The 18,586-nt window shown below is 45.8% G+C and carries 13 protein-coding genes, 1 tRNA gene and 7 pseudogenes; 11 read left to right on the top strand and 10 right to left on the bottom strand.

Annotated elements, in window-relative coordinates:
* Positions 1-20: 20 nt before the first annotated feature.
* From cobT to AC3G3F_RS21690, 4 genes and pseudogenes are all read left to right on the top strand, one after another.
* Positions 21-1,091 (top strand): nicotinate-nucleotide--dimethylbenzimidazole phosphoribosyltransferase, encoded by a 1,071-nt coding sequence (cobT, locus tag AC3G3F_RS21705; protein ID WP_023249072.1) that lies wholly within the window; start codon positions 21-23, stop codon positions 1,089-1,091.
* 77 nt (positions 1,092-1,168) lie between these two features.
* Positions 1,169-2,098 (top strand): L,D-transpeptidase, encoded by a 930-nt coding sequence (ldtA, locus tag AC3G3F_RS21700; protein ID WP_079814078.1) that lies wholly within the window; start codon positions 1,169-1,171, stop codon positions 2,096-2,098.
* A 628-nt stretch (positions 2,099-2,726) separates the two neighbouring features.
* A pseudogene (locus tag AC3G3F_RS21695) lies at positions 2,727-3,725 on the top strand (RHS repeat domain-containing protein); the annotation flags it as partial.
* Positions 3,726-4,947: 1,222 nt separating this feature from the next.
* A pseudogene (locus tag AC3G3F_RS21690) lies at positions 4,948-5,859 on the top strand (IS630 family transposase); the annotation flags it as partial.
* Here the strand turns inward: AC3G3F_RS21690 and AC3G3F_RS21685 are convergent.
* A pseudogene (locus AC3G3F_RS21685) lies at positions 5,858-6,270 on the bottom strand (transposase); the annotation flags it as partial. The pseudogenes AC3G3F_RS21690 and AC3G3F_RS21685 sit on opposite strands and share 2 nt — an antisense overlap.
* A gap of 161 nt (positions 6,271-6,431) precedes the next feature.
* Between AC3G3F_RS21685 and AC3G3F_RS21680 the strand changes: the two are divergent.
* The 4 genes and pseudogenes from AC3G3F_RS21680 to AC3G3F_RS21665 all read left to right on the top strand — a co-directional run.
* Positions 6,432-6,512 (top strand): annotated as a pseudogene (locus AC3G3F_RS21680) (hypothetical protein); the annotation flags it as partial.
* Between the two features lie 614 nt (positions 6,513-7,126).
* The gene (locus AC3G3F_RS21675; RefSeq protein WP_079836989.1) at positions 7,127-9,124 is read left to right on the top strand and encodes a hypothetical protein; all 1,998 of its coding nucleotides are present in this window, start codon (positions 7,127-7,129) and stop codon (positions 9,122-9,124) included.
* Between the two features lie 57 nt (positions 9,125-9,181).
* Positions 9,182-10,411 (top strand): hypothetical protein, encoded by a 1,230-nt coding sequence (locus AC3G3F_RS21670; protein WP_488395751.1) that lies wholly within the window; start codon positions 9,182-9,184, stop codon positions 10,409-10,411.
* Positions 10,412-10,494: 83 nt separating this feature from the next.
* Positions 10,495-10,634, top strand: a pseudogene (locus AC3G3F_RS21665) (IS630 family transposase); the annotation flags it as partial.
* 69 nt (positions 10,635-10,703) lie between these two features.
* On the opposite strand, the gene AC3G3F_RS21660 reads toward AC3G3F_RS21665, so the two are convergent.
* From AC3G3F_RS21660 to AC3G3F_RS21640, 5 genes and pseudogenes are all read right to left on the bottom strand, one after another.
* Positions 10,704-11,840 (bottom strand): IS5 family transposase, encoded by a 1,137-nt coding sequence (locus AC3G3F_RS21660; protein WP_488395749.1) that lies wholly within the window; start codon positions 11,838-11,840, stop codon positions 10,704-10,706.
* A gap of 63 nt (positions 11,841-11,903) precedes the next feature.
* Positions 11,904-12,317, bottom strand: coding sequence for an IS3 family transposase (locus AC3G3F_RS21655; RefSeq protein WP_488395747.1), 414 nt, complete (start codon positions 12,315-12,317; stop codon positions 11,904-11,906).
* Positions 12,278-12,544 (bottom strand): transposase, encoded by a 267-nt coding sequence (locus AC3G3F_RS21650; protein WP_053508161.1) that lies wholly within the window; start codon positions 12,542-12,544, stop codon positions 12,278-12,280. The genes AC3G3F_RS21655 and AC3G3F_RS21650 overlap by 40 nt, the downstream gene beginning before the upstream one ends.
* Positions 12,545-12,613: 69 nt before the next feature.
* Positions 12,614-12,715, bottom strand: a pseudogene (locus tag AC3G3F_RS21645) (IS630 family transposase); the annotation flags it as partial.
* Positions 12,716-12,952: 237 nt separating this feature from the next.
* Positions 12,953-13,738 (bottom strand): hypothetical protein, encoded by a 786-nt coding sequence (locus tag AC3G3F_RS21640; protein ID WP_488395745.1) that lies wholly within the window; start codon positions 13,736-13,738, stop codon positions 12,953-12,955.
* 469 nt (positions 13,739-14,207) lie between these two features.
* Here AC3G3F_RS21640 and AC3G3F_RS21635 point away from each other — a divergent pair, with 469 nt between their 5' ends.
* Positions 14,208-15,074: a hypothetical protein gene (locus tag AC3G3F_RS21635; protein ID WP_488395743.1), complete on the top strand. Its 867-nt coding sequence runs from the start codon at positions 14,208-14,210 to the stop codon at positions 15,072-15,074.
* A 546-nt stretch (positions 15,075-15,620) separates the two neighbouring features.
* On the opposite strand, the gene AC3G3F_RS21630 is transcribed toward AC3G3F_RS21635, so the two are convergent.
* The 3 genes from AC3G3F_RS21630 to AC3G3F_RS21620 form a co-directional block, all read right to left on the bottom strand.
* Positions 15,621-15,694: transfer RNA gene (locus AC3G3F_RS21630), tRNA-OTHER, on the bottom strand.
* Between the two features lie 189 nt (positions 15,695-15,883).
* Positions 15,884-16,204, bottom strand: a complete 321-nt coding sequence (locus AC3G3F_RS21625; RefSeq protein WP_024149594.1) for a hypothetical protein — start codon at positions 16,202-16,204, stop codon at positions 15,884-15,886.
* A 301-nt stretch (positions 16,205-16,505) separates the two neighbouring features.
* Positions 16,506-16,751 carry a hypothetical protein gene (locus tag AC3G3F_RS21620; RefSeq protein WP_488395741.1) on the bottom strand — a complete coding sequence of 82 codons (246 nt, stop codon included), beginning with the start codon at positions 16,749-16,751 and terminating at the stop codon, positions 16,506-16,508.
* 324 nt (positions 16,752-17,075) lie between these two features.
* Between AC3G3F_RS21620 and AC3G3F_RS21615 the strand changes: the two genes are divergently transcribed.
* Together AC3G3F_RS21615 and AC3G3F_RS21610 are read left to right on the top strand one after the other, a co-directional pair.
* Positions 17,076-17,465 carry a fimbrial protein gene (locus AC3G3F_RS21615; RefSeq protein ID WP_023247145.1) on the top strand — a complete coding sequence of 130 codons (390 nt, stop codon included), beginning with the start codon at positions 17,076-17,078 and terminating at the stop codon, positions 17,463-17,465.
* Complete coding sequence (locus AC3G3F_RS21610) at positions 17,401-17,850, top strand: fimbrial protein (protein ID WP_071790756.1); 450 nt, start codon at positions 17,401-17,403, stop codon at positions 17,848-17,850. Before AC3G3F_RS21615 ends, AC3G3F_RS21610 begins: the two co-directional genes overlap by 65 nt.
* Here AC3G3F_RS21610 and AC3G3F_RS21605 read toward each other — a convergent pair.
* Positions 17,734-18,348, bottom strand: a pseudogene (locus AC3G3F_RS21605) (phage integrase N-terminal domain-containing protein); the annotation flags it as partial. The gene AC3G3F_RS21610 and the pseudogene AC3G3F_RS21605 overlap by 117 nt on opposite strands.
* Between the last annotated feature and the right edge of the window lie 238 nt (positions 18,349-18,586).

Raw genomic sequence — 18,586 nt, 5'->3', positions numbered from 1 at the left:
TATTACGGACGAGACATCTTATGCAGACACTACACGCTTTACTCCGTGACATTCCCGCGCCGGATGCCGACGCGATGACGCGGGCGCAGCAACATATTGACGGCCTGCTCAAACCGCCGGGCAGCCTGGGGAGACTGGAAGCCTTAGCTGTTCAGCTCGCAGGAATGCCGGGTCTTCACGGTGCGCCGCAGGTAGGCGAAAAGGCGATGCTGGTGATGTGCGCCGACCATGGCGTCTGGGATGAAGGCGTGGCGGTTTCGCCCAAAATCGTGACGGCGATTCAGGCGGCGAATATGACGCGGGGAACAACCGGCGTATGCGTGCTTGCCGCTCAGGCCGGTGCGAAGGTGCATGTCATTGATGTCGGTATTGATGCCGAACCTATTCCTGGCGTAGTTAATATGCGCGTCGCGCGCGGCTGCGGAAATATCGCCGTTGGCCCGGCGATGAGTCGCTCTCAGGCTGAGGAGCTTTTGCTGGCGGTTTCCCGCTACACTTGCGACCTGGCGCAACGCGGCGTGACCTTATTTGGTGTGGGGGAGCTGGGAATGGCGAACACTACGCCAGCCGCCGCGATGGTCAGCGTTTTTACAGGAAATGATGCAAAAGAGGTGGTGGGGATTGGCGCGAATCTTCCGCCTTCCCGTATAGATCATAAAGTGGAGGTCGTGCGGCGGGCGATTGCGATTAATCAGCCCGATCCGCGTGATGGCATTGATGTATTGTCGAAGGTAGGTGGTTTTGATCTGGTCGGGATGACCGGCGTGATGCTTGGCGCGGCAAGGTGTGGCTTACCCGTATTGCTGGACGGTTTTCTTTCCTACTCGGCAGCGCTGGCGGCCTGTCAGATTGCGCCTGCGGTCAGACCTTACCTGATCCCGTCGCACTTTTCGGCGGAAAAGGGCGCCCGCATCGCGCTCGCGCATCTGGCGATGGAGCCCTATTTACATATGGCAATGCGGTTAGGTGAAGGGAGCGGCGCAGCGCTGGCGATGCCTATCGTGGAGGCCGCGTGCGCGATGTTCCACAACATGGGAGAGTTGGCGGCCAGTAATATTGTCCTGCCGGAGGAAAACGCAAACGCAACATAACCCCGGAGCACAACATCAGCAATGTGAGAAAAAAGCTATACTTAACGCACGCCTGCCGCGACAGAGGAAGGGATATAATGCGTCGTATCACACCTTTTTTTCCGCTTTTCGTTTTGTTGGTAAGCCATTTCGCGCTAGCTATAAGCTATCCATTGCCGCCCGAAGGCAGTCGTCTGGTAGGACGTCCTGTCACGATCGCCGTACCGCAGAACAATACTCAGCCCTTAGAGGCATTTTCCGCCCGCTACGGTCAGGGGCTGAGTAATATGCTTGAAGCTAATCCCGGCGTGGATGTGTTTTTACCTCAGTCTGGTTCCACACTGGTAGTGCCGCAGCAGTTGATTCTGCCTGACACCGTTCGTGAAGGTATTGTGGTAAACGTCGCCGAGATGCGCCTTTATTATTATCCCGAAGGTACGAATACGGTAGACGTATTGCCCATTGGTATTGGTCAGGCTGGCCGTGAAACGCCGCGCAACTGGATAACTGCGGTTGAACGCAAACAAGATGGTCCGGTTTGGGTGCCAACGGCTAATACGCGTCGGGAATATGCTAAAGAGGGAAAAACGCTGCCCGCGATGGTGCCAGCGGGGCCGGATAACCCTATGGGTCTGTACGCGATATACATCGGTAGGTTATACGCCATTCATGGCACCAACGCTAACTTTGGTATTGGCCTTCGTGTCAGTCAGGGCTGTATCCGTTTACGCAATGACGACATTAAATATTTATTCGACAATGTTCCTGTCGGAACCCGCGTTCAGATTATCGATAGGCCTGTTAAATTCTCGGTAGAGCCGGATGGCAGTCGTTGGCTGGAGGTACACGAACCGCTTTCGCGCAACCGTGCTGAATTTGAATCAGACAAAAAAGTTCCATTGCCCGTTACGCCAGTGCTGAGCACGTTTATCAAAGGGGATGACGTTGATACTTCGCGGGTTAATGAGGTGCTGGAACGCCGTTCCGGAATGCCGGTTAACATCAGCGCGGGCATGTCAGGCCTTTAAATATCCGACCACATTGCTGGCTGTTCTGGGCTGGAGTATCTGTATTGCTTGTTGTAGGCCGGATAAGGCATTTTATTCCGCCATCCGGCAAAATGACTTTGGGCTTGTCAGCAATTTAAAGTCTTCTTAAACACAGGCTTGTTGGACCACACTCCTTGGGGGATCTGTAAATCTCTTCGATTATTGGATAAGACGATAATATCGTCATAAAAATGAAAAAAAACATTAAAAAGTTATCGTTAAAAATGACAGGGATATCTAATGCGATTTTTTTGAACAAAATCGTGCGACTAAAAATAAAATTAGCCGATATTATGGCGTAGATTAATTAAATGTTAGTAGATCCAATGATGGGTAAGCAGGTGATTCTGCGATAATTAAGTTGGATGTCACCAAGACTGATATTATAAAAATAACCTTTGCAAAAACTTTTCTTTGCATCCGTGGTTAAAATAAGTGAGTGAGATGTAGATATGAATTGATCAACATTATAGATGAAAGATTTTGTTTTGCCGAGTAGATGAATTATTTCAAGGAAATGTCATAGCTGCGAATGATGTCGTAATTCATTTTCACGCTTTAATATCACTAATAGAATGAAAAGGAACTGTCCAAAGATAGATGTATTGGCAGATGCCAGGTCATTGTCAGGTCGACTACCCGAAGCGCCGCTGGACAGGTATTGCAGGAGGAGCACGGTAATGGGGGGGTAAGCCGGGAATATGAGCCACAGACGCAGCGGCTGAAAAGGATAAAAACAGAACGTCCGGCAGGGCATCCGCAGGGGACAGGAGTGCTTCAGGACCTGCGTTATGAATATGTCCCGGTAGGCAACGTGAAATGTGTTCGCAATGACGCAGAAGAAACCCGGTTCTGGCGCAACCAGCAAGTGGAGCCGGAGAACCAATACGGTTATGACAGCCTCTACCAGTTGATTAGCGCCAGCGGGCGGGAAAAGGTTAATATAGGCCAACAGAACCTTTCCTTCTTCCCCGCCGACAGTATCTCCTGTACCCGTTATCTACGCACCTATACCGACGACAGCGACAACAACCTGAGTCGGATACGACACAGCGCGCCGGGGAGTAGCAACGGTTACACGACATATATCACCGTCAGCGACTGCAGTAACCGGGCCGTATTGCGTTCTCTGGCGGCGACGCCAGCAGAGGTGGAAATGCAGTTTGGCCCGGGTGGGGAGCAACTTCAGCTTCAGCCAGGCCAGACACTGGCATGGACAGCGCGTGGGGAGTTGTTGCAGGTGACGCCAGTGGAACGTGAGGGAACGCAGGACGATTGGGAATACTATCGTTACGATGCGAGAAGCCAGCGAGTGGTGAAGGGAAGTCGGCGGCGGACAGGGAGCGGGACACAGACGCAACGGGTGGTATACCTGCCGGGGCTGGAGCTGCGAACGAAAAGCAGTGGAGAAAGCCTGCAGACAGTGGTAGCGGGTAACGTGCGGTTATTGCACTGGGAGAGTGGAAAACCGGAGGGGCTTAATAATGATGGGCTGCGTTACAGCTACGATAACCTGACGGGAAACTGTGGGCTGAAGGTGGATGAGGATGGCTGCATCATTAGTGTGGAGGAATACAACCCCTACGGGGGAACGTCTGTCTGGAGCGGGAGTAGCGAAACTTTAAATACCAACCCATGGATGGGGGAACTTTACCTTATTTTGCCAGTCACATAGCACAATATCAGTATTTACTGGCAGCAGTCTCAGGGGGATGGGTAGGACAGATGCATCAACTTTGATCAGAGAAAATGTCATTAATGAGGATACATTAGCGAACACTGCCTGGTTAAAGGGCTAGAAGTTAATGTCGGCTTTTTTTAATAATACGCCAAATGGAAAATCTACCGCTAAGATTTTGCAGGCTTTTAATCTTAATGCTATATCAGTTAAAAAGGAGAATTTTTCTGTAGAATTAATGCGTAAATAATATGTCTATTTATCCGGCTGTTAATTATAAATATAGACTGCAATAATATGATTTTTTCTGACGGCTCATGTTCATTTTTAATGGGCTCTTCGCGTCAGCATCCTGACTTACTCAGAGTGCTGGATGCCATCGCCAGAAAAGCATTTAACCTGCTTTAAAGTCGTAATAGCCTGAGCGGATAGCAGTGTCAGTGAGTGCCATAGTGAAAGACTATTTATTTAACGAACCGTGAAGCGCTCGGACGCCAAAACTACAGATATGAAAAAACACGACAATCCTTTTCATGACAGCCGGGTTAATCTAACTGCTTGTTTTTATAAGGCATTAAGACTCACTGAGATGTCTTAATACTAAAATCTGGCTCTCTGACTGGGATCGCTTTTGTTAGTAACTGGCTAAACTTGAATTTGCTGTTTGTCAAGACCACCAGAATGACCACCAAATAAAAACTATGGTGGCACAGCAGTGGTAAGGGGAAGTTTATGAAAAGGCTAATTCTTTTGCAGAGTTGAAAAGCAATAAATATATGGTCTTTTAGAACAGTCATTTTGACGGTAATAGAATCGAAATCATCATCGAACAGATAGTTCTCGTTATGTGGGATGACTATGCTCATAATTGAGTCCATTATGGAGGCAGATGTGTTTGGTAAAGGCGTGGCGATTTAGTTCTGCAGACGTATGTGACGTATGTGACGTATGTAATGTTGATGCAATGATCATCTCGAAGGGCTTAAAGTTTGGCCGCTGGCTGGCATAAAGCTGGTGAGTGAGTTCAACCTCATTAGTCGTCAGCGACTAAATAACTTCGCAAAATAGTAGATCACTTAAAAAGAACTCAGCCCGGATTGTGCGATCTGATCAATCGCCAAATATCCCAAACCACCAACCGGACTGAGCGATGCCGATCATAGCACCAATTCCTGAGGAAGAACGACGACTGATGCGCAAAGAAGCACAGCAGACCCGCGATAAAAATCATGCCAGACGACTCATTGCTATGCTGATGCAGCATCAGGGAATGACCGTTACCGATGTCGCCAGAATACTCTGTGCTGCCCGCTCATCTGTCGGCAGATGGATAAACTGGTTTACTTTACATGGCGCTGAAGGCTTAAAAAGCCTCAGGCCGGGACGTGCTCCACAATGGCCGGTTACCGATATTCTTCAGGTGCTTCCGCTGCTGGTTCAGCGCTCCCCAAAGGATTTTGGCTGGTTGCGCTCACGCTGGAGTACAGAGTTGTTGTCCCGCATCATCAACCAGATTTTTAACCTGACACTGCATAGCCCCACTCTGCACCGATACCTGAAACGTGCGGGCATTGTCTGGCGCAGAGCCTCGCCAACGCTGAAAATCCGGGACCCGCTGTATGAAGAAAAACAGCTTGCCATCGGACAGGCGCTGAATGAGGCTCCGGCAGAACATCCCGTGTTTTATCAGGATGAAGTCGATATCGACCTGAACCCTAAAATTGGCGCGGACTGGATACCCAAAGAGCAACAGAAACGTATCGCCACGCCGGGGCAGAACCAGAAGCATTATCTGGCAGGCGCACTACATTCGGGTACCGGGAAAATCCACTATGCCAGTGGCAGCGGTAAGAGTTCTGATTTATTTATCAGCCTGTTAGAAGCATTACGGCGCACATACCGATGAGCGAAAACCATTACGCTGGTACTTGATAACTACGTCATTCATAAAAGCCGCAAAGTGGAACGCTGGTTGGAAAAGAACACGAAGTTCCGGTTGCTGTTCCTGCCAGTGTCTTCCCCGTGGCTGAATCCGATAGAGCTGTTGTGGTTATCGTTACACTGCGGTGTATTCCCAGAGCAGGACACAGGCTGACAACCGTGTGGCTGTCACTCAGTCTGGCAACTATCGTGAACCGTTCAGTGAGTCGGACATCAAGAGCGCGGTAGCCTTTTTTAATATCGTATTCTGTTCCTCCAGGCGGCGAACCTGCTTTTCCAGCTCGCGGATACGTTTCTGGTCTGGAGTAATAGGTGTGGCAGAGGGCGTAATCCCCTGGCGCTCTCGCCTGAGCTGGCGTACCCAGCTCTCAAGCGTGGTAGAACCGACATTCATCGCTTCACTGGCTTGTCTATATGAGTAGCCCTTATCAACAATCAGCTGTGCACATTCCAGCCTGAACTCGGGGGTGAAAGTACGCTTAGTTTTCTTGTTCATTAAGTCACCTGTTTTGTGTTGAGGTGAGAATATCACCTTTAATCAGGTGGCCAAATTTACTGTGCCACTACAGGGGCCAGATCCCGGGTTTTATATATGCGTTTCCTGATGCGCTCTTTTTTCAGCGAACTGGAGAACGATTCGGCCACCGCATTGACGCTCCTGTCGTGTGTCCACTATCGCTGGGTAAGATCAGGCAGTTGCTGAAAAAAGTCCGGCATTTTATGGAAACCCTCAGCCCATTCCCAGGAGGTAAGCATGTGCTGGCAAAAATGTAACAATATTCGAATCACTTATTTAAATGAAAAAGCACATAAATTTTATGAGAAACACCATAGCCATATCGTTTTCTGGGACTTAACCTCATCTATGCACTGAAAACATTCAAGGATATGCATTATATACATTGGTATATTTATTAAGCACAAATGCTATTTTTGGCATGATATTTATCATATTGCATTTATTATATTTATTGTATTTATTGTATTTATTGTATTTATGATCTAATGGAATATGATTTTATTGATCTGCCGTAGTCTATTATTGCCTCGACCTACATATTGAAATTGATGCAGGATATTGCATACTACATTGCTCCTTTTGAAATATCTGTTCTTGTAACAAGCAGACGGACACATAGTAAATAAAAATCTCATCTGGATTATTATATTATGAGAATTTCGCATGCGATCACAACACTGTTGACGCAGCCCTAACTATGCCATTGATGTTCCTTAAGGAAAAAACGAACCTGGTGTAGTTCTTTTGACATTGTCGCAGTTAGCTATTTATTTTGAAGGGAGACTGAATAATGTGATGACGCTGTAAAATTTTTAACATGACACGGAATTATGAACACTCTCACCACTAAATCATCAAGGGAATATGCATGCCTAATATTAGTAATACCCATCTGACACAAACTCATTATCCCCTCGCTGTTGTCGAGGCAAAGACTGACCATGGCGATGAGCGTTTTGTGATTGATAAAAACAAAGGGATCGTTTACCAGTTTTCGATCGTTACAAACAATACTATGAAACTAAATCAGGTGGATTTATCTACACTAAAAAAGGCAATGGGGATCAAATCTATAGATAAGGTTACACACTGCGATGCCATTGAGATAATGAAAAACCCTAGTATGATCAATACTATTCTTAGCCCGTATAGCTCTAGTTCTTCATCGCCTGGCCGATTCAAGGCCATCACCGATTTAGGTGAGGTTGAAAAGAGCCAATACAAACAGTTATCAGAATCCGACAAAACGGCACAACTGCGCCAGGCTCTCCTCTCGCTCGTTGACGACGATCTGAAAGAACCGTTCAGTAGTCTGTTAAATGAGTGGGGAACCTATGGTGTTTCCGCCTGCGAGGTCGATAAGGGAGCCTATTCCAATTTCAAACAATTCTATGATGAAGAAATGGCAAGCCATGCCGTAAAAAAAGATGATTATGCCAAACTTGATTTTTCCACCCAAAATATTAAATCACACATTACCGACCCACGTTGTATAAACGCCAAATTGACGCCATTACAACTGTTCAAAGCGGCTTTTCAGCTAGGCGATACCCCTGCAGTTTCCAACTTTCGTTTTATGAACAACCCAGCCACTAAAGACGACGGTAAATACCGGGAGTGGATGTATCACTTTGACAACAGTAATTATGCTGCCGAGTTTAAACTGATTACCACACGTACCGCAGGTACCGAGCAGGCCAACAACGAACAGTGCCTGGCTGCGTTCCCCTATGATACCGAAAAAACCATCCGTTTTACGCAAAGCGAAGCGGCAACAAAATTCCCGACGATGGACGACCTGCAAAAAGAATTCAGTCATATACCGGGAGCCAGCTATGTGGTTATTCGTAACCCCGACAACACAACGCCGATTGAAACAGGTATTCGCACCGAGATGATTGTACATCACCGTTCTGCAAGCGGCAAAAACGAAACGGAATCACGCGATGCCGAATTGATGACCTTCCATGGTGTTGACCGGTGCCAACCTTTCCTTACTCCACAGGAACTTGAACAAGCCCTGCATCTCACGTCATTACAACGTTTCGTATTGGGTGAATTCCGTGATGCCGAGCCTCAACAATTTCTCGAAGCATTAAAAGAACAAAAAGAAACTCTTAACGCGCAAATAAGGCAAAGCCTGACGGGCAACGCACTTAAACCACTAGAAAAAATAACTGTGGCAAAATTCAGTGAACAGGGGCTACAAATCACCGACGAGGAATTATTCAATAAACAGATAAGCACTTACGATAACCTACCCGAAGTTCTGGATAAGCTCCCGAAACTGGAGCTTTCCTCTGCAGATTTAACTGAGGACGTGCTCACTATCGTTCCCATGCTAATGAACTACGATCAGAATGCCGAATTGAAGCCCGATTGCTCCGAAAATAAGGCATTTCCTGCCAGAACCCAATTGCGGGAACGCACTAACGAACAATTCAGGGAACCGCTGGAACGAGATTTACAACACGTCAAAATGAGTCACAGCCCCAACAACCTTCTCTCCATGGATAAATTGATTGATATCACTCATGATATTCAGGACTTTTACCAGAAGGGAGTCCATTCTCTCAAAGCGTTAAAGGCAGACCCTAAACTGATAGCGTTATATGAAAGCCGGGCAGAATTGGCCAGAGAGTATGCCAGTCAGTTCCCGACACGCGCAACCCACCCAGAAACCCATCAGGTACTCTCACTGTTCACCTACTACATGGTAGACGATCTGGACCAGGCAGCCGCCACTTTGCATAACCTGGGGGCCAACGTCGATAGCACTCATCTTGCCCGTATGAAAGATCAACAGCAACCACTACTACAGCACTTTATTACCCATCGTCTGTTAAACGATCAACTGGCAGACTGAACCTGTTTCCCCGGGGCCATGATGGCCCCTTTCTCTACAAACGAGTAAATAACCAATATGATTATTCATAATTATCGAAGCATGATTGGCCAATTTTTTCCGCTCCAGCAGGAAAATAATGAAGTCCGTACAGCAAATCTAACCCAGGACAGACCTGTCGGGGAATTTATCAAAATGGATGCCCTGCCGGGTGATAGTAAAAGTAGCATTGAGAAAATGACGTACCCTCTGGGAGGGTACGATGAAACAGGGAGCATGTCACCTTATATGATAGTGCTGCTTGGCGATCAAAGAGCGCTGGATTTTGCCGAGAAAGTGCTTCAGGCACCGAGACAGCGCTTGTTGGACACACTGGGTATCGATGATAATAATAAAGCAGATCGCCACACCCGGCTACATAGCGAACTGGAATCCCTTACTCGCTTCTACCCAAATAATCCTGAGTTTGAACCCAAAAAGATCACATTAAATGACCAGCCTTTTATAGAGCAGGAGCCTACCAAACCTTACTTTGCTGGACAAAGAGTTATCACTCCTGATTTCACCACGTACCGTGCAGAGCAAGAAAAACAAAGAAATAATCTTTTATTATGTAAAACGCGAGATGATAGCGCACTGTATTTCAATCAAACCCCGATCATTGAGCTAAAAAGGTACAACGATGATGTATTTGCCAAAGAAACAGCACTGCGTGCTGGCGACAACTTTTTGAATAAAACGCAATATTTCACCCCAATGGTTGAGTATTTAACCCAGTTCAGCAAAGAAGGGGATATTTTGGTACAAAACCCCTTTGAAACCAGCAGCGATAAAAATACGCCGCACTTACAATTTATTCCTGGCGATGTCCCTTTGCCCCTGTTCTATCAAAACTCGCAGGTGTTGATTGATGACAAATACCAACAGGTTGACTGGCATTTACCTACCCTGGCTGTGACTGTGGATAGCCGACAACATGACTGGCGAGAACAGACAGAACGGGTACAGACGGTGTGCCAGGAGTTGCTGGCTAATCAACACATCAGTACTACACCAGTGCTCAGGAATCTGGGGAATGGCCTGATAAAAATGTATTTGATCTTCAAACAGGACGGTAGTGATCTGGCAGCAGAAACTATGCAACGTGCCCCAGGTTGGCTGGAGTCCTGCGGCATTTTCATTTCCAATACGCCAAAAGCAGTTACGTTCACCACCCTGGGGGCAGTTCAATATTATGCCCCCTATGGGGTCACGGATAAGGAACAACTGCTGACAAGTCTGGTACACCATCTCATCAACAGAGCATAAATGCTTGTACAGTGATAGCCTGGAAACACATTTTGTTGATCGGATATTACACATCCAGAGCCGCACTGAGATTATGGACCTGAACCGTGTGGCGCTGGTTTCCGTCTGCGGGGCTTGTATGGCGCAGGGCTGCGCCACCCTGCGTATCCGTGACTCGCATAAAGATGAAAAGATGGCAGCAATCCATAAAGCACTGGGCGAATGCAGCGCAGAGCATCCGGTTTTGTGACATCCTTCGGCTTTGTTGAATAAATAAGATTCTGTGCGAACGTCCCTGTAGCTGGCTGGATTTTCAGGCAATACGCACGCTTTCTGGCATACCTGCCTTCGTCATTTTGTTCAGCGCGCGTACCATGGCCAGAGCTTCTGCAACCTGACCATCGTAGTCACGCAGTGTCAGTGAACCTCCGAACAGCTGTTTTACCCGATACATGGCTGTTTCCGCTATAGAGCGACGGTTATATTCCGTTGTCCATTTCCACCTTGCATTGCTTCCGCTCAGCCGCTGATTAGCAACGCCGCGATTGCGGTCCTCATACTCACCAGGCCAGTAACCCGCTCCCTTACGGGGAGGAATGAGGGTGCGGATTTTCTTACGGCGCAGTTCATCGTGACATAACCAGGTATCGTAAGCGCCATCGGCAGCGACCGACCTGATTTTCCGGTGGGTCTGCCGGATTAACCCGGGGAAACCCTCTAAGTCTGTAACGTTGTTAAGTGACAGGTCTGCGCAGATGATTTCATGTGTTTTGCTGTCAACGGCCAGATGCAACTTTCGCCAGATACGGCGGCGTTCTTTGCCATGTTTTTTGACTTTCCATTCGCCTTCACCGAAGAGCTTCAGCCCGGTGGAATCAATCACCAGATGCGTGATTTCACCCCGGGTGACCGTTTTAAAACTGACATTGACCGACTTTGCCCGCCTGCTGACACAGGTGTAATCCAGACAGCGTAGCGGAACGCCCATCAAGGTGAAAATGGAATCAATGAAGCCCTGTGCGGCCCGCAGGGGCAGCCGGAATACGCGTTTAATCACCAGAACGGTAGTGATGGCAAGGTCAGAATAGCGCTGAGGTCTTCCGCGTGCTGAAGGCGGGGATGTGTCATACCACGACTTAATCGCCTCGTCATCCAGCCAGAAAGTCATGGAACCACGGTTGATTAGAGCGTTGTTATAGGTGTGCCAGTTGGTGATTCTGAGCTTCTGTGTAAATAGACCCGTTTTAGTTCCATGCATTTTTTGAGATCCCGGCCGGATAAACTCCACTTTTACTGCATGTTTCTCTGCCCATTCAGCCAGTGCCAGCGAGATAAATTCCGGTCCATTATCCATGCGAAGCATGGCCGGATAGCCGCGGTTTGCCGCGATCCTGTCGAGCACCCGGACCACTCGTGGGGCTGGCAGATTCAGATCGATTTCAATCGACAACGCCTCGCGGTTAAAGTCATCAACAACATTGAACGTGCGAAACGACGGCCACAGACCAAATCATCATTCATAAAATCGACAGACCAGTTCTGGTTCAGCACTTCCGGTGTGGCCAGTGGCGGGGGGATTACGCACCGGCAGTCGTTGTTTACCCTTACGGCGAAAATTCAGCTTCAGCAGACAGTAAATACGGTGGTTCCTTTTGTCATTCCACTGGTATCCCTGTCGCCGCAGAACCTGGAAAAGCTTCGGAAAACCGTATCGCGGGTATCGTTCAGCCGCTGCCTGCAATGCGGCAATAACGGGTTCGTCACGCGTAGAATCCGGGCGGTAATGATAAACCGTTCTGCTCAGGTTCAGACTCCGGCAGGCCTGACGGATACTGAGTCCGAATGTCGTTATCAGATGAGTGACCAGCTCACGCTTAGAGGCTGGTTTTAAAGCTTTTTTTCGATAACGTCTTTCAGCGCCCGACATTCCAGGCTGAGGTCGGCAAACATCTGTTTGAGACGTCTGTTCTCGTCCTCAGGCTCTTTTATCTTTTTAATATCAGAGGCCTCCATTCCGCCATATTTAGACTTCCAGTTGTAATAGGTGGCTTCAGAGATACCGACCTCCCGACAGACATCTTTAACCGTTCGTCCGGCTTCGACCGACTTAATCACGGCGATGATCTGATGCTCAGTAAAACGGGCTTTACGCATAGCGAGCTCCTTTGTTGGCAGATTGATTATGCCGGAGGATCTCTAAATGTGAATGGCACGATTATGCGGGATACTTACAAGTCGTCTGGCATGATTTTTATCGCGGGTCTGCTGTGCTTCTTTGCGCATCAGTCGTCGTTCTTCCTCAGGAATTGGTGCTATGATCGGCATCGCTCAGTCCGGTTGGTGGTTTGGGATATTTGGCGATTGATCAGATCGCACAATCCGGGCTGAGTTCCCTTTAAGTGATCTACTATTCCGCGCAGCTATTTAGAAATATCTGCAAAGAATAATGATATGGTCAAGTAGGGAGCCTATATAAACAGGCCAGTTTCAGTTTCATGCACTTTTAGATATTCCTGTGAGATAAGTTGGGGAAGTTGCCAGGTGCATGAAACTTAAATCGATCTATCCAGCCGTTGACTTTAGGTATTCTAAGTACTCTGCATTATTTAAAACAACCAAAGTGCCTGCAATTTCCTTTATTTTATTCTGTAACTGATCAATATTCTGTTTATAATTATACAGTTCTAAATCCAACATGAAGATTTCATCAATTTTATTGCTGATTTCAGCCCAGTTCAATGAAATTGATGGAGGTGCGGTAAGAGCCTGCTGTCTATTTTTGATTCCAGGTATGCTGCAATTAATGGGTATTGTAACATTATGTATTTGTGTGAAATGTTGGAATTCTGCAAGCATTCGCATTCCATTTTTAGCTGCTATTAATCTTTTAAATAGCATTCTTACAGCGGGCGGAACATTATAATCATAATCAGCCATAGCATTGAAATATGAATACAAACGCTGGAAACTATCATTGCGTTGTTTCTTTAGATCCATCCTTTTTGCGTTGATGTTTTGATATTCAGTAATTAACTCCCATATCTTGCATGATTCGGATTTTATTGCTGGCAGATTTTTTAATATTTCATCAAATTTTGCTAATTTTTTCTGAGTGCAGTGACTCTTCTGTTTCACGATAATATCTCTCAGTTGCAGTAACTGTAACTGATCAGTAGCTGAAATATATATTCCATGTTTGATGCATTCGGCGATTTTCTTATCGATGGCTTTTATATGGGAAAAACTAACGCGCCCGGAACATAAAGAATGGGTAAGTGGTTGTTTTGCGTACACTGACTTGTTCAGATGACCTATAAAGCTTGAAAATGGTTGATGCGAGGTTTTCATTGTAAATCCTTAAAATTACGCCATAGGAACATAGTGCATATTACATGCGCTAATTTTTTATTGAAGTCTATTCTTGTTGTGATGAGGGGTGTGCGTGGATTTTAAATGGTCTGTTTTTGGATTTTTAGCGGGCTAATTTGGTAGTGTGGGAACCATGATTATGGATAAGATACTAACTTTCTTTCAATGTCACAGTAAATAACTTAGCCCTGATCTCATGCATTTTGAGACTCTAATTTAGGGTGAAGTTGAGGAATACAGTAATTTATACACTAATAGATGTTATTTGTATGACAATCATTTATCTGTATAGTATCGATTATCTAAATTTACCCTTAGGATATTTATTTTATGACCGTCAAGCTGCTTGATGAAAAATACTTCCTTTATCATTATACACATTGTAACTAACCAGTAAAAACTCAAAAAACTATACCGTTGTATATTAAAGCATAGAGGAGAATAAAAAATGAAGAACACATATCCATATTACCAGGAAATTAGAGCAAAAATAGAGGATGCTGCAAAAGAAGACGTCGATAAAAGCGAGATCTTCTGGGCTATCGCGGATAGTGGCACGGCACCGATCGATACCCTGACAGACATACCTATATTTAATGTAACCACTACTATAGTCCAGGAACTCTACAGCTTAATTAATGATCATCCGGTAATGCCCGTACCGAATCCATGGTTCGTATGGAATCAGCATGATGACAATACTAGTCCAGAAACAATTAAGTATCTCCAAAAACGAGGCTATGTTTCGGCAGCATCATCAGCCATTGCTATCGCAGGTGCTGGAGGGGCGCTGGTAACATGTATTGATCTTGGAGTCGTCGGACAGGGGGGAGCTGCCTGTGCATCCACAATGAAGCATTTGGCTGGATTTCGCGACATTGCGGCAAAATATAAAGAGAGCGCTACCATCCAGTCCTGGCTTGATGTTCTTATCACCATGAAGAATTTGAAACTGGCAGTCCGTGGAGGGCAAGTTAGCGTTGCAGTGCTGTCTGCTGTGCCGGTATTGTCTACAGCCCTATCCATTATTGGCAGCTCTTTGAGCTCAGCGGCAAAATTGGGAATAAATCTCAAGTATTCTAATGTATGCCGCTACACCGCAATGGACTTACACTGGCGAGCTATGCAAGAAACAATTCTTCTTGAAACCTTCAGCCGGGGTAAGGACGATTCTGGCCCGGCAAGAACAATTCTCTTTGAATTATTCGAGCGCAAAGGCCTTACAGGGTTTGTATGGGGTAAACATCATGTTGATCAATTAATTAAGGAACCCGCGGGTTGGATGGCGATTGCGGATAAATTACTGATCATTTAACTGCTATTTTCAGGTAACAGTCAATCGATGTTTAAACTCCAGTCGTGTCTAAAACACTCCTTATCATTCTGTCCCTAAATCAGTGCGCTACAAGGCCCAAAATCTTTGCCTTTTTGCAGGCTCCGGATGAGTCCAGCCGGAGTCATGCTATTTAATGATGGCTATATCCTTTCACAGCGAGACTACTGGACACCGGTAACCTCACTTCAATTTCTGATTGCCACCCGGCAGCTATCAGGCAACCTGACCAGGGGCTGGATAATTTTAGGGGAGCACAAACGTTTATGCCAGATGATGACTTTGCCTTATCCAACATAAACATTCGGGAGGTTTAGCTCTATGTCCGGCCCGAGGTTGATTTAGTCGCCAGTCTACTTCGTCCTTACCCCGGCTGAAGGTTTCAAGAAGAATTGTTTCTTGCATAGCTCGCCAGCGTAAGTCCATTGCGGTGTAGTTTAGAATACTTGAAAGCTGTTCTGACTTCTTCCGCTGAGCTTAGAGTACTATTATAAATATAACGGAATATATGCTGCTGGAATGATAAAATGGACCGCCATCGAGGACTCGAACCCCGTACTACAACATCCCGGTCGTCGCTCTTCCCGATGAGCTAATGGCGGTTTGGTGATTTCTACTGGAATTAATCCAACACCCTTAGATTTATGGGATACATCTTCCACCCACTAAGCTAAGTAACCAAAAAATAGAAAAGTACACCTTCCTGAATGAGACATATACTAATAATATCATTCTAATAATACCAGCAAATAAATGATGTAAAAATGGATTCATATGGTCTCGTAAAAAAATTAATTCCGACTTGTTTCTATCTTACTATATTTACTTAATATTAATTCACTTTTTGTTAACATCAGATCTTCAGATATAGAGTTATTTAATTCTTCATAAGCCGCTCTATGAGTTATGGAGCGTTCACCAGTAAACAACGTCTTATAAGTCTCATCCCATCCCAGATCATTTCTTCGCAGATCGTTTATTTCTGCTCTTATCTTAATACAGTGATGAGTATCATCAATAAGAAAAGCTTGTTGATTCATATATTCAGTATAAAGTTCTACTGTTTTTGGCGACAAAATAGCTTGGTCCGAATATATAATTTCATTTAACATATTATGCATTCTAATGATTAATTCGAGTTGCTTGGGGGTTCATCCTAATCACTTACTTGAGTAACCTCCAGAGGCTTCGTTCAGTTGCCGCCTACAAGCAACTTGGCATATATAGAAAATATTTGGCCATAATTAGTATGAGTGCCATATAAATTTAAAATTGCAATTAATATAACCATCATCAGACAGAGCCAAAGGATAACATGTTAAGTTTTCATATAAAGTAAACAGACTACTTTTTTAGTAAAAATAGTCTGCTTATCTGTATCTAGCGAGGAAGATATATATAGAAGATACACTATCAAGCCATCGTTTTTAATTGATTCAGACCTGATATATCTTTCTCACTAAATTTAGACCATGCAATATTAATCGTAGGTAAAGAATTGTTTTGCGATTCAGTTAATTGCGCTATCCTTTTTTCGAGAACCATTGCGTGTTGTGCCATACGCTTACAACTGACCCACTCATTATGACCTTTATAATATTTATAGTTATCAACCTTTTTCATTGTCACATTTCCCCAGCGCCCCTCTTCTTTAACCATGTATGAGTTTTCTTTCGGCAACTGAATGTTTTTTTGATGGTGCAAGGACCGACACCTTAACCTTCGGGTCACAATCAGTTGATATCACTGGTCCCGTTTCTGATACAACGATTTTAAAAGATAATATCAAAGGTTCTGTAACAGTTAATACTTCATGTAATGCCGGTCAGGGGGCAAAACTTAAACTCAAAACAGTCAGGGGTTGCGGTTACAAGTACCACTATTAATGGTGTTAAGATAGCATTATTTCCAACGAATGTGCAGGGGATTGTATATGGAATAAAATTCGTCTCGGATTCAGAGCCACCAACGGGTTACATTGCAATGAGTACGGATTACACAACGGTTTTTTCTGTTGATGATAATCATGATAAAGAGTACTGGAAAGGTAAGTCAGGTCATTTCGATTTGACCCTTTTCCAGACCAGTGATTATATACCGGGGCAGGGGCATACAATAACGCCTAACGCAAATATGGTTGGTGATTTCCGAATTGGTTCCCAAACTGATGCGCAGGACATCCAGATCAATAATAACGCCTTTACGCTCACCATCCCACAACCGACATGTGATGCTGCCACGCTTGAAAACTCAGATAATGCATCAGGTACTCAGGTTAATCTTGGGGATTACTATACGAGTGAACTGATTGGTAATAAAGATCCGAAAAAAAATTCCTTTTACTATAAAATTAACTGGATGCGGTGGTGTTAATCATCTGATCACCAAACTAACGTCTCAATATGTATCACCTTATAGTAATAGTATGTTGGCTGATATCAATAATGCGCAGCGCGGTTTCGGTGTACAGATATACTCAACAAATGATATCGCACTGATTCCAAATGATGCTAATAGTTATTATTCTGTCCAGGATTCAAGCACACCTGATACGCGTGAGGCTAATTTTTATGCGGTACTAAGTGACGATGGAAAAGGGGTAATCACTACCGGAGCATTTAAAGCGATAGGAACGTTCATTTTTGATTGCGCCAGCATCCAGAATCACCGTCTCGCGGGGTCGTCCGCCTTTGGTGCCAAAAACTACTGTCAGACGCGTATCGCCACGTTCAACAGCCTGTTTCCACGTTTTCAGTGATTGTGCGCTTTGCACCGCCTCCTGTGAACGCAATCCCATCAGCCGCGACAGTTCCAGTGCTGCCGCCAGCCCCGGATCTTTCGTGCGCGCCATTTCCAGCACATGCCGGTAATGGTCCGGTGTGATGGCCTGCCGCGTTCCAGAGCGGGATTCGCCAGAAAGCCCCAGGGATTTATTTGTCAGTCGCTCATGCACTGCCACCTGCTTACGCCCGGCCTGTTGCAGTACAGCACGCAGCGAAGCCATTTCATTCTGTAGCGTGCGTTTGCCGATCCCCTGCGCCAGTCTTTCATGAATGTAGCTTTCAATGTGGCGAACCTTGATCTGCGCCACCCGCTGGATCTGGATGTTCAGTTCCCGTAAATGCTGATCAAAACATTGCACGATATGGATGCGATCGTACACTGTTTTATGGCTACCGCCGCAATGTTTTGCCAGCGCCTTCATTTCACTGCCTAACCTGCCCGTACCCTTTCCCCCATGATTTTGAAAACACAAACAGTCTCCGGCGTATGCTTTTTGGCTGCGCCAGAACGATACCTTCACGCCGGAGTGGCAGCTTATTAAGGTACAGGGAGTTTCAGCCAGTACTCGGTATGGACTGCCTGCCAGAGCAGGAATTCTCCGGGGCATCATGCCCCCCTCGGTATCGATCTTTTTCTCCTCTTTTTTGCTGACAGCGGCCCCAAAAAGGCGTGTCAGATTCGGGAATGAGCGCCGGGCTCCTGAAATCAGG

The organism is Salmonella sp. FC25216 (assembly GCF_057751355.1).
Note: the sequence above shows the minus strand (reverse complement) of the source record. Positions and strands in the feature narration are given on the sequence as shown.